4 protein-coding genes are annotated in these 21,854 nt (G+C 76.9%); 3 read left to right on the top strand and 1 reads right to left on the bottom strand.

Features of this window, described 5'->3' with window-relative positions; translation table 11 throughout:
* Positions 1-31: 31 nt before the first annotated feature.
* The 3 genes from OG455_RS33055 to OG455_RS33065 all read left to right on the top strand — a co-directional run bounded on the left by OG455_RS33055 (position 32) and on the right by OG455_RS33065 (position 21,217).
* Positions 32-9,499, top strand: a complete 9,468-nt coding sequence (locus OG455_RS33055; RefSeq protein WP_323185613.1) for a type I polyketide synthase — start codon at positions 32-34, stop codon at positions 9,497-9,499.
* A gap of 25 nt (positions 9,500-9,524) precedes the next feature.
* Entirely contained in the window at positions 9,525-20,720 is an 11,196-nt protein-coding gene (locus OG455_RS33060; protein ID WP_323185614.1) for a type I polyketide synthase, read from the top strand.
* 101 nt (positions 20,721-20,821) lie between these two features.
* Positions 20,822-21,217, top strand: a complete 396-nt coding sequence (locus tag OG455_RS33065) for a hypothetical protein (RefSeq protein ID WP_266299964.1) — start codon at positions 20,822-20,824, stop codon at positions 21,215-21,217.
* On the opposite strand, the gene OG455_RS33070 is transcribed toward OG455_RS33065, so the two are convergent.
* The gene (locus tag OG455_RS33070; protein WP_266299965.1) at positions 21,210-21,701 is read right to left on the bottom strand and encodes a cytidine deaminase; all 492 of its coding nucleotides are present in this window, start codon (positions 21,699-21,701) and stop codon (positions 21,210-21,212) included. The genes OG455_RS33065 and OG455_RS33070 overlap by 8 nt on opposite strands.
* Positions 21,702-21,854: the final 153 nt, after the last annotated feature.

A 21,854-nucleotide genomic window follows, 5' to 3' on the forward strand; every position in this document is an offset into this window, starting at 1 on the left:
GACCTGGCGACCCCCGAGGAGCTGAAAGCAGATGACCACCGAGCAGAAGCTGCGCGACTACCTCAAGCGGGCGACTGCGGACCTGCGTCAGGCCCGGCGCCGGCTGCAGGAGCTGGAGGAGAGCGGCAGCGAGCCGATCGCCATCGTCGGCATGGCCTGCCGCTTCCCCGGCGGGGTCCGCTCGCCCGAGGAGTTCTGGGAGCTGGTGGTGAACGGCCGCGACGCGGTCGCCGGCTTCCCCGCGGACCGGGGCTGGGACCTGGCCACCCTGCAGCACGCCGACGCCGACCGGCCCGGTGCCTCCTACGTGCGGGCCGGCGGATTCCTCTACGACGCGGGCGAGTTCGACGCCGGCCTGTTCGGCATCGCGCCGCGTGAGGCACTGGCGATGGACCCGCAGCAGCGGCTGCTCCTTGAGACCGCCTGGGAGAGCCTGGAGCGCGCCGGCATCGCGCCGGACTCGGTGCGTGGCGAGCAGGTCGGCGTCTTCGTCGGCTCGCTGGCCCCCGACTACGGGCCGCCGATGCACGCCGCCCCCGGCGAGCACGAGGGCTATCTGCTGACGGGCAATCAACTCAGTGTCGCATCGGGCCGGATCGCCTACAGCCTGGGCCTGGAGGGCCCGGCGGTGACCATCGACACGGCCTGCTCCTCCTCGCTGGTCGCGCTGCACCTGGCCGTGCAGTCGCTGCGGCGCGGCGAGTGCTCGATGGCGCTGGCCGGCGGGGTCACCGTGATGTCCCAGCCGGGCATCTTCGTCGACCTCGGCCGCCAGCGCGGTCTGGCCGCCGACGGGCGCTGCAAGGCCTTCGCGGCCGGGGCCGACGGCTTCGGCCCGGCCGAGGGCGTGGGCATGCTGCTGGTCGAGCGGCTCAGCGACGCCCGGCGACTGGGCCACCAGGTGCTCGCGGTGGTGCGCGGCAGCGCCGTGAACCAGGACGGCGCGAGCAACGGGCTCACCGCCCCCAACGGCCCCTCGCAGCAGCGGATGATCCGCCGCGCCCTGCTCAACGCGGGCCTGGCGGCCGGCGAGGTGGACGCGGTGGAGGCGCACGGCACCGGCACCCCGCTGGGCGACCCGATCGAGGCGCAGGCGCTGCTCGCCACCTACGGCCAGGGCCGTGAGGCGGACCGGCCGCTCTGGCTCGGCTCGGTGAAGTCCAACATCGGCCACACGGCGGCCGCCGCCGGGGTGGCCGGGGTGATCAAGATGGTGCTGGCGCTGCGTGGCGGGGTGCTGCCGCGCACCCTGCACGTGGACGAGCCGACCCCGCACGTGGACTGGTCGGCGGGCGCGGTGCGGCTGCTGACCGAGGCGGTCGACTGGCCCGAGACCGGGCGGCCGCGCCGGGCCGGCGTCTCCTCCTTCGGGATCAGCGGCACCAACGCGCACGTGATCCTGGAGCAGGCGACCGAGGTTGACGATCCGTCAGCCGTAGAGGTGGAGCCGGTGGTCGACGCCCCGGTGGTGCCGCTGGTGCTGTCCGGGCGCGGCGAGGCGGCGCTGCGGGCGCAGCTCGATCGGCTGGCCGGCGTGGACGAGGACCTCGCGGCGATCGGCGCGGCGCTGGTGCGCGGCCGTGCGGTGCTGGAGGACCGGGCGGTGCTGCTGGGTGAGCAGCGGGTGGTCGGGCATGCGGCCGGTGATGGTGGGGTGGTGCTGGTCTTCCCGGGTCAGGGTTCGCAGTGGGTGGGGATGGCGTCGGGGCTGCTGGCCTCCTCGCACGTCTTCGCGGAGTCGATCGCGGCGTGCTCGGTGGCGCTGGCGCCGTTCACGGACTGGTCGTTGGAGGAGGCGCTGACCGACGCGGCGCTCCTGGAGCGGGTCGATGTCGTGCAGCCGGTGCTCTTCTCGGTGATGGTCTCGCTGGCGGCGTTGTGGCGTTCGCTGGGTGTCGAGGTCTCCGCCGTTGTCGGCCACTCGCAGGGTGAGATCGCGGCTGCCTGCGTGGCGGGCGCGCTCTCGCTCGACGATGCGGCCCGGGTGGTCGCGTTGCGGGCCAAGTCGCTGGCTCGGGTGGCGGGTTCGGGTGGGATGGTGTCGCTCTTCGCCTCCGCCGCGAAGGCCGGCGAGCTGCTGGTGGACTTCGAGGGCCGGGTCGGCATCGCCGCCGTCAACGGTCCGGGTTCGGTGGTCGTCTCGGGTGAGGCGGCCGCGCTGGACGAGTTCATGGTCGTCTGCGCCGACGCGGGCGTGGACGCCCGGCGGGTCAACGTGGACTACGCCTCGCACTCCGCGCAGATGGAGCTCCTGGAGGCCGAGATCCTCCAGGCCCTGGCTCCGGTCACCGGGCTGGCCCCGAGTATTCCGATGCTCTCCACCTACACCGGCGAGTGGGTCAGGCCCGGTGAGCTGGGCGCCCGTTACTGGTACGAGAACCTGCGCCACCCCGTTCATCTCCAGGTGGCGGTGGCCGAGCTGGCGAAGGCCGGGCACCGCGTCTTCGTGGAGTCCAGCCCGCACCCGGTGCTCACCGTCGGCGTCCAGGAGACGCTGGACGAGAACGGCGGCGGCGTCGCGCTGGGTACGTTGCGCCGTGAACAGGGCGGCCCCGAGCGGCTGCTGACCTCGCTGGCCGAGGCCTTCGTCAACGGCGCCACCGTCGACTGGACCCGGGTGCTCACCAGCACCGCCCACGTCGACCTCCCCACCTACCCCTTCCAACGCGAGCGTTACTGGCTGGACGGCACCGCCGCCACCACGGCCGTCACCACGGCGGTCGCTGCCGCCGAAGCCGACGCCGTCGACAGCGAGTTCTGGCGCGCGGTGGAGAGCGGCGATCTGGCCGCCTTCACCGAGAGCCTCGGGGTGGCCGGCGACCAGTCGATCAGCACCCTGCTGCCCGCCCTCTCCGACTGGCGCCGGGGCCGCCGCGACAGCGCGGTGCTGGACTCCTGGCGCTACCGGATCGGCTGGCAGCCCACCGCCGAGCCGACCGGCACCCGGCTGACCGGCCGTTGGCTGCTGGTGCTGCCGCGGGACGGCGCCGCCGGTGAGCTGCCCGCGATAGTGGCCGACGCGCTGAGCGCCGCGGGCGCCACCGTGCTGACCGTCGCGGCGGGCGAGGCCGCCACGGACCGCGCCGCGCTGGCCCAACTGCTGTGCGAGGCCGGCCCGGCGGACGCCGTGCTGTCGCTGCTCGCACTCGACGCCGCCCCGGCGATCGGCGCTCCGCACCTGCTGACCGGGGTCGCGGCCACACTGGTGCTGCTGCAGGCACTCGGCGACGCGGGCGTGGACGCACCGCTCTGGTGCGCCACCCGGGGCGCGGTCTCGGTCGGCGGCGGCGAGGCGGCCACCGCGCCCGCCCAGCAGCAGGTCTGGGGCCTGGGCCGGACCGCCGCCCTGGAGTACCCGGACCGCTGGGGCGGCCTGGTCGACCTCCCGCCCGTGCTGGACGCCAGGGCCGCCGCCCGGCTCTGCGCGGTGCTGGCCCAGGAGGACGAGGACCAGGTGGCGATCCGCGCCACCGGCCTCTTCCTGCGCCGCCTGGAGCGCGCCCCGCTCGCCGACACCCCGCCGGTGCGCGGCTGGCGCCCGCGCGGCACCGTGCTGCTCACCGGCGGCACCGGCGCGATCGGCCCGCACCTGGTGCGCTGGCTGGCCGGCGGCGGCGCCGAGCACCTGGTGCTGACCACCCGCAGGCCCGCCGACTCGCCCGACTTCGACGAACTGCGCACCCAGACCGAGGCGTTGGGCGCCCGGCTGACCATCGCCAACTGCGACACCGGCGACCGCGCCGAACTGGCCGCGCTGATCGAGCGGGTCGAGGCCCAGGGGCCCGAGATCCGCGCGGTGGTGCACGCCGCCGCCTTCATCAAGCTCGGCCCGCTGGGGGGCGTCAGCCTCCAGGAGTTCGACGACACCATGGCCTCCAAGTCCGGCACCGCGGACTACCTGGACGAGCTGCTCGACCGCGACTCGGTGGACGCCTTCGTCCTCTTCTCCTCCGTCGCGGGCCTGTGGGGCAGCGGCGACCACGGCACCTACGCCGCCGGCAACGCCTACCTGGACGCGGTGGCCGAGCGCCGCCGGGCCCGCGGCCGCTCGGCCCTCTCGATCGCCTGGGGCGTCTGGGACGGCTGCACCCCGGCGGGCGTGGACCCCGAGCGGCCCGCCCGGCACGGCCTGCCCACCATCGCGCCGCGCCTGGCGCTGCTCGGCATGCAGCAGGCGCTGGACCACGACGAGACCACGGTCGCGCTCGCCGAGGTGGACTGGGCGCGGTTCGGCCCGATCTTCACCTCCGCCCGCCCGCGCCCGCTGCTGGCCGGTATCCCCGAGGCCCGGCCCGCACGGGCCCAGGCCGCCCAGGCCACCACCACCGGCCGCGCGCAGGCCGCCCCGGCCGCCGCCGAGGCCCTGCGGCAGCGGCTGAGCGGCCTGAGCGCGCCCGAGCAGCAGAAGGTGCTGCTCGACCTGGTGGTCACCGAGGCCGCCGCCGTGCTCGGGCACCGGGCGCCGGGCGGCGTCCGGCCGGACCGCGCCTTCCGGGAGAGCGGCACGGACTCGCTGACCTCGGTGGAGCTGCGCGACCGGGTGGCCGCCGCCACCGGCCTGCGGCTGCCCGCCGCGCTGGTCTTCAGCCACCCCACCCCGCAGGCGTTGGCCCGCCACCTGCTCACCCTGCTGCTCGGCGACGCCGCCGCGACGCCGGCCGCCACGGCCGGCGGCACCGCGCACCCGGCCACCGCGACCGGCACCAGCACCGCGACCGGCACCGCCACCGACGGCGAGCCGCTGGCCATCGTCGGGATGGCCTGCCGGCTGCCCGGCGGGGTCGGCTCGCCGGAGGACCTGTGGCGGCTGGTGGACGGCGGCGGCGACGCGATCGCCGGGCTGCCCGGTGACCGCGGCTGGGACCTGGGCGCGCTCTACGACCCGGACCCGGACCGGGACGGCACCAGCTACGTCCGCCACGGTGGATTCCTCTACGACGCGGGCGAGTTCGACGCCGGCTTCTTCGGCATCTCGCCGCGCGAGGCGCAGATGATGGACCCTCAGCAGCGGCTGCTCCTGGAGACCTCCTGGGAGGCCGTCGAGCGGGCCGGCATCGACCCCACCTCGCTGCGCGGCACCAGGGCCGGCGTCTTCGTCGGCATCAACTACCAGGACTACGGCACCGGTCTGAGCGCGCTGCCGGCCGGCTCGGAGGGCCACCTGCTCACCGGCTCGGTCTCCAGCGTCGCCTCGGGCCGGGTCGCCTACACGATGGGCCTGGAGGGCCCCGCGATCACCCTGGACACGGCCTGCTCCTCCTCGCTGGTGGCCCTGCACCTGGCCGGGCAGTCGCTCAACCGCGGCGAGTGCACCATGGCCCTGGTCGGCGGCGTGGCGGTGATGTACAACCCGCGGACGCTGGTCGCCTTCAGCCGCCAGCGCGGACTCGCCAAGGACGGGCGCTGCAAGGCCTTCGCGGCCGGGGCGGACGGCATGGGCCTGGCGGAGGGCGTGGGCATGCTGCTGGTCGAGCGGCTCTCCGACGCCCGGCGACTGGGCCACCAGGTGCTCGCCGTGGTGCGCGCCTCGGCGATCAACCAGGACGGCGCCAGCAACGGCCTGGCGGCGCCCAGCGGTCCGGCCCAGGAGCGGGTGATCCGGCAGGCGCTCGCCAACGCCGGCCTGAGCACCGGTGACGTGGACGCCGTGGAGGCGCACGGCACCGGTACCTCGCTCGGCGACCCGATCGAGGCCGAGGCGCTGCTCGCCACCTACGGCCAGTGCCGCGAGGCGGACCGGCCGCTGCTGCTGGGCTCGCTGAAGTCCAACATCGGCCACACCCAGGCCGCTTCGGGCGTGGCCAGCGTGATCAAGACGGTGATGGCGCTGCGCCACGGGGTGCTGCCGCAGACCCTGCACGTGGACGCGCCCTCCTCGCACGTGGACTGGTCGGCGGGCGGCGTGGAGCTGCTGCGCGAGCGGACGAGCTGGCCGCGGACCGGGCGGGTTCGCCGGGCCGGTGTCTCCTCCTTCGGGATCAGCGGCACCAACGCGCACGTGATCCTGGAGCAGGCGGAGCCTTCTGACGCTCCGTCAATCACCGAGCCGGCGGCGCCGGTGTTGGACACCCCGCTGGTGCCGCTGGTGCTCTCGGGCAAGGGCGGAGCGGCGCTGCGCGCGCAGATCGAGCGCTTCGCGGCGTTCGAGGGCTCCAATGCGGGTGACCTCGCGGCCGAGGGCGACCTCGCGCCGGTGGGTGCGGCGCTGGTGCGCGGCCGGGCGCTGTTCGAGGACCGGGCGGTGCTGCTGGGTGAGCAGCGGGTGGTCGGGCGCGCGGCCGGTGATGGTGGGGTGGTGCTGGTCTTCCCGGGTCAGGGTTCGCAGTGGGTGGGGATGGCGTCGGGTCTGCTGGCCTCCTCGCACGTGTTCGCGGAGTCGATCGCGGCGTGCTCGGCGGCGCTGGCGCCGTTCACGGACTGGTCGTTGGAGGAGGCGCTGACCGACGCGGCGCTCCTGGAGCGGGTCGACGTGGTGCAGCCGGTGCTCTTCTCGGTGATGGTCTCGCTGGCGGCGTTGTGGCGTTCGCTGGGTGTCGAGGTCTCCGCCGTTGTCGGCCACTCGCAGGGTGAGATCGCGGCTGCCTGCGTGGCGGGGGCGCTGTCGCTGGAGGACGCGGCGCGGGTGGTCGCGTTGCGGGCCAAGTCGCTGGCCCGGGTGGCGGGTTCGGGTGGGATGGTGTCGCTCTTCGCCTCCGCCGCGAAGGCCGGCGAGTTGCTGGTGGGCTTCGAGGGCCGGGTCGGCGTCGCGGCGGTCAACGGCCCCGGCTCGGTGGTCGTCTCGGGTGAGGCGGCCGCGCTGGACGAGTTCATGGTGGCCTGCTCGGACGCGGGCGTGGACGCCCGTCGGGTGAACGTGGACTACGCCTCGCACTCCGCGCAGATGGAGTTGCTGGAGGAGGAGATCCTTCAGGCGCTCGCGCCGGTCACCGGGCTGGCCCCGAGCATCCCGATGCTCTCGACGTACACCGGCGAGTGGGTCAGGCCCGGTGAGCTGGGCGGCCGTTACTGGTACGAGAACCTGCGCCACCCGGTGCGTCTGCAGGAGGCGGTGGCCGAGCTGGCGAAGGCCGGGCACCGCGTCTTCGTGGAGTCCAGCCCGCACCCGGTGCTCACCGTCGGCGTCCAGGGGACCTTGGACGAGAACGGCGGCGGCGTCGCGCTGGGTACGTTGCGCCGTGAACAGGGCGGCCCCGAGCGGCTGCTGACCTCGCTGGCCGAGGCCTTCGTCAACGGCGCCACCGTCGACTGGACCCGGCTGCTCACCAGCACCGCCCACGTCGACCTCCCCACCTACCCCTTCCAGCACGAGCACTACTGGCTGCTGGACGCCGCCGGTCCCGCCGCGCCCGCCGCCACCGGCACCGCCGCCGACGGCGAGTTCTGGCGCGCGGTGGAGAGCGGCGAGCTGGCCGCCACCCTCGGTCTCGACCCGGCCCGCCCGCTGGGCGAGGCGCTGCCGGCCATCGCCGCCTGGCGGCGCGAGCGCGAGGCCGCGGCGAGCATCGCCGACTGGCGCTACCGGGTCGACTGGCGGCCGGTCGCCGACCCGGCCGGCCCGGCCCGGCTGGCCGGGACCTGGCTGGTGGTCGCCTCCCCGGCCGTCGACAGCGCGCTGGTGCAGGACTGCGCGGTGGCGCTCGGCAAGGCGGGGGCCGAGGTGGTCGAGCGGAGCATCGCCGTCACCGACGCCGACCCCGAGCACTACCTCGACTTGCTGCGCACCGCGGGCCAGGTCGACGGCGTGCTCTCCCTGCTGGGGCTGGACACCGAGCCGTCCGCGCAGGCACCCGCCGTGCCGCGCGGGCTGGCCGGCTCCCTGGCGCTGGTCCAGGCGCTGGGCACCGCGGAGTGCGCCGCACCGCTCTGGCTGGCCACCCGCGGCGCCGTCAGCACCGAACCGGGCGCCGAGTCAACGGATCTGGCACAGGCTCAACTCTGGGGCCTGGGAAGGGTGATCGGCCTGGAGCACCCCGAGCGCTGGGGCGGCCTGGTGGACCTGCCGTCGGCCGCCGGGCCGTGGGACGAGCGCTGGGCCGAGCGGCTGGGCGCCGTCCTGGCCGGCCTGCCGTGCGACGGCGGTACCGAGGACCAGGTCGCCATCCGCCCGGCCGGCTTGCACGTGCGGCGGCTCAACCGGGCCCCACGGCCGTCGGCGGCCGGCACGCCGTGGCGCCCGCACGGCACGGTGCTGGTCACCGGCGGCACCGGCGCCATCGGCGGCCATGTCGCCCGCTGGCTGGCCGGGGCCGGGGCCGAGCACCTGGTGCTGGTCAGCCGCAGCGGTCCGGCCGCGCCCGGGGCCGACGCGCTGCGCGCCGAACTGGAGCAACTGGGCGCCCGGGTCACCGTCGCCGCCTGCGAGGTCGCCGACCGGGCCGCGCTCACCGCGCTGGCCGCCGCCGTCGAGGCCCAGGGCGAGCCGATCCGGGCCGTCTTCCACGCCGCCGGCGCGGGCTGGACGGCCACCCTGGCCGAGACCGACCGCGCCCTGCTGGCCGACTCCGCCACCGCCAAGGTCACCGCGACGCTGGCCATCGAGGCCGTGCTCGGCGATCGGCTGGAGGCCTTCGTCCTCTTCTCCTCCAACGCCGCCGTCTGGGGCAGCACCGGGCTGGGCGCCTACGCCGCCGCCAACGCTTTCCTCGACGCCTTCGCCGAGGACCGGGCCCGGCGCGGGCTGCCGGTGACGTCGGTCGCCTGGGGCCTGTGGGAGGGGCCGGGCATGGCCGAGGGCGCCGCCACCGAGCGGATGCTGCGCCGCGGCCTGCGGGCGATGGCCCCCGAGCACGCGGTGGCCGCGCTGCGCCAGGCGCTGGAGCAGGGCGAGGCCCTGCTCGCCGTGGCGGACCTGGACTGGCCGCGGTTCCACGCCGCCTTCGCCGCCGCCCGTCCGCGCCCGCTGGTGGCCGACCTGGCCGAGGTGCGCCGGCTGCTGGACGCGCCCGCCGAGGCGCCCGAGGGGGCGGTGGACGAAGGCGCGGCCTACCTGGCCGCGCTGGCCGCCACCCCGCCCGCCGAGCGGCTGCGGGCGCTGGTGGAGCTGGTCCGCACCCACGCGGCGGCCGTGCTGCGCTTCGACGCGCCGGGCGCGGTGCCCGCCGAGCGGGCCTTCCGCGAGCTGGGCTTCGACTCGATCACCGCGGTCGAGGTCCGCACCCGGCTGGGTGCGGCCACCGGGCTGCGGCTGCCCGCCACGCTGATCTTCGACCACCCGACCCCGCAGCTGCTCGCCCAGCACCTGGCCGAGCTGCTCTTCCCCGGCAGCGCCCAGGCGGCGGCCGAGGACCCGGCCGACACGGCGCTGCGCGAGCTGCTCGCGAGCATCCCGCCGCACCGCCTGCGGGAGGCCGGCCTCGACCAGGCCCTGCTGCGGCTGGCGGCCGACCCGCACGCCCCGTCGGCCGAGCCCGCCGCCGAACCCGCGGCCGACGCGCCCGACATCGACGCGCTCGACACCGAGAGCCTGATCCGTCTGGCCCTCGCCCCTTCCGACTCCTGAGATCGACGCCCGTGCGGAGTACACGATGACCACGTCCACCGAACAGCTCCTCGACGCGCTGCGTGCCTCGCTCAAGGAGACGGAGCGCCTGCGGCAGCAGAACCGCAGCCTGACCGACGCCGCCCACCAGCCGATCGCGATCGTCGGCATGGCCTGCCGCTACCCGGGCGGGGTGCGTTCGCCCGAGGACCTCTGGGAGCTGGTCGCGGCCGGCACGGACGCCGTCTCCGGGCTGCCCACCGACCGCGGTTGGGACATCGAGAAGCTCTACGACCCGGACCCGGACAAGCCCGGCACCTTCTACTCGGACCAGGGCGGCTTCCTCTACGACGCGGGGGAGTTCGACGCGGGCTTCTTCGGCATCTCGCCCCGTGAGGCGCTGGCGATGGACCCGCAGCAGCGGCTGCTGCTGGAGACCAGCTGGGAGGCGCTGGAGCGGGCCGGGCTCGACCCCGCCGCCCTGCGCGGCAGCCGGTCCGGGGTCTTCGTCGGCACCGCCTTCCAGGGCTACGGCGGGGGCGGGCACCAGCCGCTGCCCGACGGGGTGGAGGGCTACCTGCTGACCGGCACGATCAGCAGCGTCGCCTCGGGGCGGATCGCCTACACCCTGGGCCTGGAGGGCCCGGCCGTCACGGTGGACACGGCCTGCTCCTCCTCCTCGGTCGCGATGCACATGGCCGTGCAGAGCCTGCGCGGTGGCGAGTGCTCGCTCGCGCTGGCCGGCGGCGCGGCGATCTCGGCCACGCCGTGGGCGTTCGTCGAGTTCGCCCGGCAGGGTGGGCTGGCCAAGGACGGCCGCTGCAAGCCCTTCTCGGCCGCCGCCGACGGCATCGCCTGGGCGGACGGCGTGGGCATGCTGGTGCTGGAGCGGCTCTCCGACGCCCAGCGACTGGGCCACCAGGTGCTGGCCGTGATCCGGGGCACCGCGATCAACCAGGACGGCGCCAGCAACGGGCTCTCCGCGCCCAACGGCCCCGCCCAGCAGCGGGTGATCCGCGCGGCGCTGGCCGATGCCAGGCTCACCGCGGGGGAGGTGGACGCGGTCGAGGCGCACGGCACCGGCACCGCGCTCGGCGACCCGATAGAGGCGCAGGCGCTGCTGGCCACCTACGGTCAGGGCAGGCCCGCCGAGCAGCCGCTGCGGCTCGGCTCGCTGAAGTCCAACATCGGCCACAGCCAGACCGCTTCGGGCGTCGGCGGGGTGATCAAGTCGGTGCTGGCGCTGCGGCACGGCCTGCTGCCCAAGACCCTGCACGTGGACGCCCCCTCGCCGCACGTGGACTGGACGGCGGGCGCCGTCGAGCTGCTCACCGAGCCGGTGCCGCTGCCGCGGGGCGAGCGGCCGCACCGGATCGGCGTCTCCTCCTTCGGGGTCAGCGGCACCAATGTGCACCTGATCCTGGAGCAGGCGACCGAAGCTGACGGACCGTCAGAACGTGTCGAGGCCGACGCCCCGGTGCTGCCGGTGCTGCCCTGGGTGGTCTCCGGGCGCGGCGAGGCGGCGCTGCGGGCGCAGGCCGAGCGGCTGGCGGCCTTCGCCGCCGACCCGGCGCGCGACCCGGCGGCGGTCGGCGCGGCGCTGGTGCGCGGCCGCTCCGCCTTCGAGGACCGGGCCGTGGTGCTGGGCGCCACCCGGCGGGAGCTGCTCGCCGGACTGGCCGAGGTGGCCGCCGGTGGCGGCCTGATCGGACGGGCGCAGGGCGATGGCGGCGCGGTGCTGGTCTTCGGCGAACTCGACGGCGCGCCGCTGCCGAGCGCCGAACTGGCCGCCGCTTTCCCGGTCTTCGCGCAGTCGCTGGCGGCCACCCGGGCCGCCCTGGCGCCGTACTGGCCGGCCGGCGCCGCTGGGCTGGACGGTGGGGCTGGGCCGGCCGGCGCGGCCGAGGCCTTCGCCGACCGGCTGGCGCTGGCCGCCCTGTGGCGCTCGCTCGGCCTGCGGCCCTCGGCCGTGCTCGGGCACGGGAGCGGCGAGATCGCGGCCGCCTGCGTGGCGGGCGCGCTCTCGCTCGACGACGCGGCCAAGGTGCTGGCGGGGCAGCCCGCCGGGCTCACCGCGGGCACGCCCGAGATCCCGCTGCTCTCCGCCAGGACCGGCCGCTGGGTCCAGCCGGGCGAGCTGGACGCCGCCCACTGGGCCGCTGCCACTGCCACCACCGCTGCCACTGCCACTGCCACCACCGCTTCCACCACCCCTGCCGGGACCCCCGCCGGCACCCAGCAACTGCCCGCCGCCGTCGGGCAGCTGGCCGCATCCGGGCACCGGCTCTTCCTGCTCTTCGGGTCGCCCGAGGCCCTCACCGCACCCCAGGCCCTCGCCGCGCCCGAGATCCTCGCCGCGCCCGAGGGCACCCGGCTGCTCGGCGCCGGGACGGACCCGCGCGGCTTCCTGACCGCCGCCGCCGAGGCCTTCGTGGACGGCGCGGACCTCGACCTCGCCGCGCTCTTCGGCCGCACCGAGCCCGTCGACCTGCCGACCTACGCCTTCCAGCGCGAGCACTACTGGCTGGAACCCGTCCCGGCGACCGACCGCGACGCCACCGGCCTGGGCCTGGGCAGCGTGGAGCACCCGCTGCTCGGCGCCGCCGTCGTGCTCGCCGACGGCGACGGCCTGGTGCTCACCGGCCGGCTCTCGCTGGCCACCCACCCCTGGCTCGCCGACCACGCGGTGGGCGGCACCCCGCTGCTGCCCGGCACCGCCTTCGTCGAACTCGCGCTGAGGGCCGGTGACCAGGCGGCCTGTGAGCTGGTGGAGGAGCTCACGCTGCACGCCCCGCTGGCCCTGGTCGGCGCCGGCAGCACCCGCGTGCAGGTCCGGATCGCCTCCCCCGACCGGTCGGGGCGCCGCACCCTGACCATCCACTCCCAGGCCGAGCCCACCGGCCCCGAGGCCGAGGCCGGCGCCGAGGGGGAGGAGTCGCCCTGGGTGCTGCACGCCACCGGCACCCTCGCCCCCGGCGCGCCGGCGCCCGCCGCCGACCTGACCGACTGGCCGCCGCCCGGCGCCGAGCCGGTCGAGGTCAGCGACCTCTACGACCGGCTGGCGGAGCGCGGCTACGGCTACGGGCCGGTCTTCCGCGGCCTGCGGGCGGCCTGGCGGCGCGGCGAGGAGGTCTTCGCGGCCATCGCGCTGCCCGCCGACCAGCAGGCCTCGGCCGCCGCCTACGGCGTGCACCCGGCGCTGCTGGACGCGGCCCTGCACGCGGCAGGCTTCGCCGGGCTGCTGGACGACGGGCAGAGCACCACCCGGCTGCCGTTCGCCTGGTCGGGCGTCAGCCTGGCCGCCGGCGGCGCGGTTGGCCTGCGGGTGCGGCTGGCGGCCGCGGGCCCTGACACCATCACGCTGGACGTGGCCGACACCACCGGGGCGCCGGTCGCCTCCGTGGAGTCCCTGGTGCTGCGCGCGATCGACCCCGCGCAGCTCGCCGCCGCCCGCACCAAGCCGGTCGACTCGCTGCACCTGGTGGAGTGGAGCCCGCTGACCGGGGCCCTCGGCGCGGCGCCCACCGCGCCGTCCGCCGGCTCGCCCGCAGCCCCGCCCGCAGCCCTTCCCGCAGCCCTTCCCGCCGCCGGTGACTGGGCGGTGCTGGGGGAGTGGTGGCCGGAGCAGGCCGAAGCCCTCGGCCTGCCGCGCCACGAGGAGGGCGCCGCCGCGCCCCGGCTGCTGCTGGCCGCCTGCCGCCCGCGCGCCGGCGAGGTCCCGGCCGCCACCAGGGAACTGCTGCTGCGCACCCTGGAGCTGGTCCGCGGCTTCCTCGCCGACGAGCGCCTGGCCCGGACCGGGCTGGTGCTGCTCACCGAGGGCGCGGTCGCCACGGAGGCCGGGGCGGCCGGCGATCCGGTCACCGCCGCCGTCTGGGGCCTGCTGCGCAGCGCCCAGTTGGAGAACCCGGACCGGCTGACCCTGCTCGACATCGACGCGGCACCCGCCTCCTGGACCGCGATGCCCGCCGCGCTGGCCGCCGCGACCGCCGCCGGGGAGCCGCAGCTCGCGCTGCGCGAGGGTGCGGCACTGGTGCCACGGCTGGCCCGGGTGGACGCGGCGCTGCCGCTCGCGGTGCCGACCGAGGGCCCCTGGCGGCTGACCGCTGACGGCTCCGGCACCCTGGCGGCGCTCACCACCGAGCCCTGGCCGGCGGCCGCCGCCGCGCTCGCCGAGGGCCAGGTGAGGGTCGCGATGCGGGCCTGCGGGGTCAACTTCCGCGATGTGCTGATCACCCTGGGAATGTATCCGGACCGGGCGCTGCTGGGCAGCGAGGGCGCCGGCGTGGTGCTCGAAGTCGGCCCCGGCGTCACGGACTTCGCGCCCGGCGACCGGGTGATGGGCATGTTCACCGGCGGCTTCGGCCCGCTCGCCGTCACCGACCGGCACTGGCTGGTGCGGATCCCCGAGCAGTGGACCTTCGCCGACGGCGCCGCGATGCCGGTCGCCTTCCTCACCGCCTACTACGGCCTGGTGGACCTGGCCGGGCTGCGAGCCGGGCAGTCCGTCCTGGTGCACGCCGGCGCCGGCGGCGTCGGGATGGCGGCCGTCCGGATCGCCCGCCACCTGGGCGCGGAGGTCTACGCCACCGCGAGCCCCGGCAAGTGGCAGGCGCTGCGCGAACTCGGCCTGGACGAAGCGCACATCGCCTCCTCCCGGGACACCGCCTTCGCCGACCGCTGGCTGGCCGCCACCGGCGGGCGCGGTGTGGACGTGGTGCTCAACTCGCTGGCCCACGAGTTCACCGACGCCTCGCTGCGGCTGCTGCCGCGCGGCGGGCGGTTCATCGAGCTCGGCAAGACGGACGTCCGCGACCCGGGCGCCGTCGCCGAACTGTACCCGGGCGTGCGCTACCAGGCCTTCCAGACCGGCGAGGCCGGTGACGCCCGCACCCGCGCGATGCTGGACGAGCTTCTCGCGCTCTTCGACTCCGGCGCGCTGCGCCCGCTGCCCACCCGGGTGTGGGACCTGCGCCGGGCCCCCGACGCGTTCCGCTTCGTCAGCCAGGCCAAGCACATCGGCAAGGTGGTGCTGACGGTCCATCAGCCGATCGACCCCGACGGCACGGTGCTGGTCACCGGCGCCACCGGCACGCTCGGCAGGCTGATGGCCCGCCACCTTCTCGCCGAGCACGGCGCCCGCCACCTGCTGCTGGTCAGCCGCCGGGGCGCCGAGGCCCCGGGCGCGGCCGAGCTGAGCGCCGAACTGACCGCCGCCGGGGCCGAGGTCACGCTCGCCTCCTGCGACGTCGGCGACCGCGCCGCGCTGGCCGAGCTGCTCGCCGCCGTGCCGGCCGCGCACCCGCTGACCGCCGTGGTGCACACCGCCGGGCTGGTCGACGACGGCGTGCTCGCCGCGCTCACCCCCGAGCGCTTCGAGCAGGTGCTCCGCGCCAAGGCCGACGCCGCCTGGCACCTGCACGAACTGACGAACCATCAGGACCTCGCCGCCTTCGTGCTCTTCTCCTCGCTGGCCGGCACCCTGGGCAGCGCCGGGCAGGCCAACTACGCGGCCGCCAACGCCTTCCTGGACGGTCTGGCCCAGCTGCGCCGCACCCAGGGCCGGCCCGCCACCTCGCTCGCCTGGGGCCTGTGGGCCGAACGCAGCGGCCTGACCGGCGATCTGGGCGCCGCCGACCTGGAGCGGATGGCGCGCGGCGGGATCCGCCCGATCGGCTCGGCGGACGGCACCCGGCTGCTGGACGCCGCGCTCGCCTCGGACGAGGCGCGGCTGGTGCCGGTCCGGCTGGACACCGCCGCGCTGCGCGGCCAGGCCGGGGCCGGCACGCTGCCCGCGCTGCTGCGCGGCCTGGTCAAGGCCCCCGCCCGGCGCGACCGGGCGGGCGCCGAGCAGGGCGGCGACTCCGACTTCGCCCGCCGGCTGGCCGCCGCGCCCGAGGGCGACCGCCACGGGCTGCTGCTCGACCTGGTCTCCGCGCACGCCACCACCGTGCTCGGCCACCGCGAGGGCACCGCCGTCGATCCCGAACGGGCCTTCCGCGAACTGGGCTTCGACTCGCTGACCGCCGTCGAGCTGCGCAACCGGCTGACCGCCGCCACCGGGCTGCGGCTCTCGCCGACCCTGGTCTTCGACCACCCCACCCCCAACCGGCTGGCCGCCCACCTAACCGAGGGCCTGCTCGGCGCGGCCGCCGCCCCGACGCCGGCCCCCTCGCCGGCCTCCTCGCGGGCCTCCTCGCCGGGCGGCGATGCCGCGGCGCGCACCGACACCGACCCGATCGCCGTCATCGCGATGAGCTGCCGGCTGCCGGGCGGCCTGCACACCCCCGAGCAGCTCTGGGAGCTGCTCAGCGCGGGCGGCGAGGCGATCTCCGGTCTGCCCACCGACCGTGGCTGGGACCTGGACAACCTCTACGACCCCGACCCCGACCGGCCCGGACGCACCTACGTCCAGCAGGGCGGCTTCCTGCACGACGCCGCCGAGTTCGACGCCGGCTTCTTCGGCATCTCGCCGCGCGAGGCGCTCGCCATGGACCCGCAGCAGCGGCTGCTGCTGGAGACCAGCTGGGAGGCGTTCGAGCGGGCCGGGCTGGACCCGGCCGCCCTGCGCGGCAGCCGGACCGCCGTCTTCGTCGGCGCCGCCCAGGCCGGCTACGGCGGCGCGGGCCTGCACGAGGCGCCCGAGGGCCTGGAGGGCCACCTGCTCACCGGCAGCGCCGCGAGCGTGGCCAGCGGGCGGATCGCCTACACCTTCGGCCTGGAGGGCCAGGCCCTGACCATCGACACCGCCTGCTCCTCCTCGCTGGTCGCGCTGCACCTGGCCGTCCAGGCGCTGCGGCGCGGCGAGTGCACCATGGCGCTGGCGGGCGGCGCGGCCGTGATGCCGGGCCCCGGCGGCCTGGTCGCCTTCAGCCGCCAGCACGGCCTGGCCGCCGACGGGCGCTGCAAGGCCTTCGCGGCCGGGGCGGACGGCATGGCGATGGCCGAGGGCGTCGGCATGCTGCTGGTCGAGCGGCTCAGCGACGCCGAGCGGCTGGGCCACCCGGTGCTCGCGGTGGTGCGCGGCTCGGCCGTCAACCAGGACGGCGCGAGCAACGGGCTCACCGCGCCCAACGGGCCGGCCCAGCAGCGGGTAATCCAACAAGCCTTGTCCGACGCCGAACTGACGGCCGATCAGGTGGACGCGGTGGAGGCGCACGGCACCGGCACCCCGCTGGGCGACCCGATCGAGGCGCAGGCGCTGCTCGCCACCTACGGGCAGGACCGCCCCGAGGACCGGCCGCTGCTGGTCGGCTCGGTGAAGTCCAACCTGGGCCACACCCAGGCCACCGCCGGGGTCGCGGGCCTGATCAAGACCATCCTGGCGCTGCGGCACGGGGTGCTGCCGCGCACCCTGCACGTGGACGAGCCGACCCCGCACGTGGACTGGTCGGCGGGCGCGGTGCGGCTGCTGACCGAGGCCGCCGACTGGCCCGAGACCGGCCGGCCGCGCCGGGCCGCCGTCTCCTCCTTCGGCATCAGCGGCACCAACGCGCACGTCATCGTCGAGCAGGCCCCCGAGCCCGCCGCCCCGGCGCCGGCGTCCGTCACCTCCGCCGCCCCGGCCACCGCCGCCCCGGCCACCGCCGCGCCGGCCACCGCCGCGCCGGCCACCGCCGCCGCCGCACTGCGCGAGGCGCGCGGCCTGCCGCCGGTGCTGCTCTCCGCCGCCGACCCGCAGGCCCTGCGCGGCCAGGCGGCCAGGCTGCTCGACCAACTGACCGGGCCCGCGGCTTCGGGCACCCCTTCGGGCACCCCTTCGGGCACTCCTTCGGGCACTCCTTCGGGCACCCCCGACCCCTGGGACCTGGCGCTCTCGCTCGCCACCAGCCGTGGCACGCTGCCGCACCGGGCCGCGCTCACCGCCCGCGACCTGGCCGGGCTGCGGCGCACGCTGGCCGACCTCGCCGAGGGCCGCATGCCCGCCGAGGCCGCGCTCGGCGAGGCGGTCCCCGGCAAGCTGGCCTTCCTCTTCTCCGGCCAGGGCAGCCAGCGCGCCGCCATGGGCCGCGAGCTCTACACCGCCTGGCCGGTCTTCGCCAAGGCGCTGGACACCGTCTGCGCCCGGCTCGACCGCGGCCTGGACCGCCCGCTGCGCGAGGTGCTCTTCGCCCCGCAGGGCAGCCCCGAGGCCGCGCTGCTCGACCGCACCGCCTACACCCAGGCCGCGCTCTTCGCCCTGGAGAGCGCGCTGCTGCGGCTCTTCGGCTCCTGGGGCATCACCCCCGACCTGGTGGCGGGCCACTCCATCGGCGGCATCACCGCCGCCTACGCGGCCGGCGTCTGGTCGCTGCCCGACGCCTGCGCGCTGGTCGCCGCCCGTGGTCGGCTGATGCAGGAACTGCCGCCCGGCGGCGCCATGCTGGCCGTCGAGGCGGACGAGGACGAGGTGCTCGCCGCGCTGGCCGGCTACGACGGCCGGGCCGGCATCGCCGCGCTCAACGGCCCGCGCGCCACCGTGCTCTCCGGCACCGAGCAGGCCATCGAGGAGCTGGCCGGGCACTGGCGGGCCCAGGGCCGCCGGGTCAACCGGCTCGCCGTCAGCCACGCCTTCCACTCCCCGCTGATCGAACCCGCGCTCGCCGAGTTCCGCGCGGTCGCCGAGCGCCTGAGCTACGCCGCGCCCCGGATCCCGGTGGTCTCCGACCTGACCGGCGAACTCGCCGACCCCGCCGAGCTGTGCAGCGCCGAGTACTGGGTGCGGCACGCCCGGCACACCGTCCGGTTCGGCGACGCGGTGCGCACCCTGCAGCGCCACGGCGGGCAGACCCTGCTCGAAATCGGCCCCGACGGCGTGCTCGCCGCCCTGGCCGAGCGCTCGCTGACCGAACCGGGCGCGGCGATCCCCACGCTGCGCGGCAACCAGAGCGCCACCCGCGCGGTCACCGACGCGCTGGCCCGGCTCCAGGTGCGCGGGATCGGACCCGACTGGGCCGCCTACTACGCGGACACCGCCGCCCGCCGGGTCGAGCTGCCCACCTACGCCTTCCAGCGCACCCACTACTGGCTGGCCGCCCCGACCGCCCTCGCGCGGGCCGAGCAGCAGGCGGGCGACGCGCCGTTCTGGTCGGCGGTCGAGGCCGAGGACCTGACCGCGCTCACCGGCACCCTGGGCCTGGACCCCGCCCAGCCGCTGCACGAGGTGCTGCCCGCGCTCGCCCGCTGGCGCCGCGAGCAGCGCGGCGCGGCCGAGCTGGACGGCTGGCGCTACCGCTCCGTCTGGCGCACCGCGCGCCCGGAGGCCGGGCGGCTGGACGGGCGCTGGCTGGTGCTCACCCCGGCGGCGGGCACGGTGGAGGCGGCGGCGGTCGCCGAGACGCTGACCGCTGCCGGGGCCGAGGTCGCCACCGTGCGCTGCGCCCCCGGCGAGCAGAGCCGGGCGGCCCTCGCGGCCCGGCTCGCCGAGGCCGGCGCGCCCGGCGCGAGCGGCATCGTCTCGCTGCTGGCCCTGTCCGAGGAGGGCCCTGACGGAGCGCCGAGCCCTGACGGAGCGCCCGGCCCCGACGGAGCGCCCGGCCCCGACGGTCCGCTGCCGGCGAGCGTCGCCGCCACCCTCGCGCTGCTCCAGGCCCTCGGCGACCTGGCCGGCCCGGCCCGCCTGTGGCTGCTCACCCGGCACGCCCAGCGGATCGAGAGCGGCGACGGGCCGCTCGACCCCTGGCAGGCCCAGGTGTGGGCGCTTGGCCGCTCGCTCTCGCTGGAGGCCCCGCAGCGCTGGGGCGGCGTGATCGACCTGCCCCCGGCGACGGACGCCGACGCCTCCATCCCGTCCACCCACTGGTCCGAGCAGCTGCGCGCCGTCCTCACCGGGCTGCCGTCCGCCGAGGACCAGATCGCGCTGCGCCCCTCCGGCATCCGGCTGCGCCGCCTGGTCCGGGCCCCGCGGCACGCGGCGGCCGGGCGCGGGCAGCTCCCGCGCGGCACCGTGCTGATCACCGGCGGCACCGGCGGGATCGGCGCCCGGGTCGCCCGCTGGCTGGCCGAGGAGGGCGCCCGCCACCTGGTGCTGGTCAGCCGCGGCGGCCCGAGCGCCCCCGGGGCGCTGGAGCTGGCCGGTGAGCTGGAGCAGCGCGGCGCCCGGGTCACCGTGGCCGCCTGCGACGTCGCCGACCGGGCCGAGCTGGCCGCGCTGATCGAGCGGGTCGAGGCCGAGGGCGAGCCGATCACCGACGTGCTGCACGCCGCGGGACTGGGCCACTCCGCCCCGCTCGCCGAACTCGACCCGGCCGACCTGGCCCGGCTCAACACCGTCAAGGCGCTCGGCGCGCTGCACCTGGACGCGCTGCTCGGCGAGCGGCTGGCGAGCTTCGTGCTCTTCTCCTCCATCTCCGCCGTCTGGGGCAGCGGCGGCCTGGCCGCCTACGGCGCCGCCAACGCGTTCCTGGACACCTTCGCCGAGGAACGCCGCCGCCGCGGCCGGCCCGCCACCAGCATCGCCTGGGGCCTGTGGGCGGGCCCCGGCATGGGCACCGGCGCGGCCGAGCAACTGGGCCGCCACGGCCTGCGTCCGATGGACCCGGACCGTGCCGTCCTTGCGCTGCGTCAGGCGCTGCTCCAGGACGAGACCCAGCTGACCGTCGCCGACCTGGACTGGGCGGCCTTCCTGCCCGTCTTCGCCGCGCTGCGCCCGCGCCCGCTGCTGGACGAGCTCGCCCCGGCCGCGCCCGCCGAAGGCACGGGCGTCGACGGCGACACCGCCGCCGGGCCCGCCGCCCCCCGGCTGGCCGGCATCCTGGCCGGCCTCGCCCCGGCCGAGCGGCAGGCGGCGCTGCTCGACCTGGTGCTGGCCCAGACCGCGGCCGCCCTGGGCCACGAGGACGCCGGGCAGCTCAAGCCGGGCCAGCCGTTCCAGGCCCTGGGCTCGGACTCGGTGACCGCCATCGACCTGCGCAAGCGGCTGACCGCCGAGACCGGCCTCGACCTGCCACCCACCCTCGTCTTCGACTACCCGACCCCGCTCGACCTCGCCGCCCACCTGGCCGACCGCCTGGCGCTGGACGAGCCCGACCCGGCCCGCGACGCGCTGGCCGAACTCGACCGCCTGGAAGCCTCGGTGGCCGGCCTGCCGACCGCCGACGCCCCCACCCGCAGCTCGCTGGCCACCCGCCTGCGCACCCTGCTCGCCCACCTCGACCCCGCCGACCCCGAGCCCACCGGCCAGGGCGCCGACCACGAGGACGTGGACGGCGCCTCGGCGGAGGAGCTGCTCGCCCTGATCGAGAGCGAGTTCGGACGCTCCTGACGCACCGTCGGTTTCCGTCGGCTCCCGTCGGCTCCCGTCAGTGGTGTCGCCGGCGGGAGCCGGGTCGGGGCACCTCGCTCGCGGCCCGGCACAATGTCCCGATGACCCACTTCACCTGCGCCGGCTGCGGCCACCCGCTCACCGGGGAGCTCAAGGAGGCACGGCCTTCGCGTGACTCCGGCAGGCGCGCCCGCCATCGCGTCGCGCCTGCCCGGATGGCCCGGGGCACCTATGAGGTCGGCCATGCGGTCGGCCAGGACGCCGGGCTCCTCATCCTGCACCCCGGCGACGCGCCGGGAGCGGCCCCGCATCCTGACCCCGGGCGCCGCAACGGCTGCTGCGGGCTCGACGGCCAGGACGGCCCCAACCTCGTCTGCGCCGGCTGCGGTGCCGAGGTCGCCACCGAGGAGTCGGACTGCTGGACCCGGAACCTGGTGGCGCTCACCGCTGCCGCGGTCGCGGTCGTCAGCGGGTCGGACCGGCCCGGCATCAGCTGAGGGGCGGCTGCTCCTCGGCGTCGGGCTCGGCGTCGGGCTGGGTGTCGGGTTGGGTGTCTGGCTCGGAGGCGGGCTGGGCGTCGAGCTGGTGGTCCGCCCAGACGTAGGTCGCGGGCAGCAGGTCGGCGACGGGGACGGTGCGCAGCCCGTCACCCGCGCCGACGATGACCTCGATGGCCGGGAAGTAGTCGAGCATGACCTGCCGGCAGCGCCCGCACGGGGGCACCACGCCCCGGTCGCGGTCGCCCACGGCAACCATGGTGACCAGGTCGTAGGCGCCCTGCGCGGCGGCCGCGCCGATCACGACCAGCTCCGCGCAGGGGCCGCCGGTGAAGTGGTAGGCGTTCAAGCCCGTGATGATCCGGCCGTCCCGGTTGCGGGCCGCGGCCGCCATGGTGTGGTTGTCGCCCCGGGAGCGGGTGGCCGCGACCTGCGCGGCGGCCTGGATCAGTTCATGGTCGACGCGGGCGCTCTGGGGGGTCATCGTCCCTGCCTTCGTGCGGTGCCGGGTGGGGGAACCGGGCCGGGTGGTGGAACCGGTCCAGGTGACGGGAACCACCGATTCTGGCAGACGCCAGGCGCTCCACGGCAGCGATTTACGCACGTCTCGGCCACCGCGCGCCGCGCCGGAGCGCGG

The organism is Kitasatospora sp. NBC_01287, assembly GCF_026340565.1.
Taxonomy (GTDB): Bacteria; Actinomycetota; Actinomycetes; order Streptomycetales; family Streptomycetaceae; genus Kitasatospora.

Bases quoted from the DNA above. Each gene is read 5' to 3' on its own strand.
- OG455_RS33055 (WP_323185613.1), top strand. From the start codon at position 32: ATGACCACCGAGCAGAAGCTGCGCGACTACCTCAAGCGGGCGACTGCG.
- OG455_RS33060 (WP_323185614.1), top strand. From the start codon at position 9,525: ATGACCACGTCCACCGAACAGCTCCTCGACGCGCTGCGTGCCTCGCTC.
- OG455_RS33065 (WP_266299964.1), top strand. From the start codon at position 20,822: ATGACCCACTTCACCTGCGCCGGCTGCGGCCACCCGCTCACCGGGGAG.
- OG455_RS33070 (WP_266299965.1), bottom strand. From the start codon at position 21,701: ATGACCCCCCAGAGCGCCCGCGTCGACCATGAACTGATCCAGGCCGCC.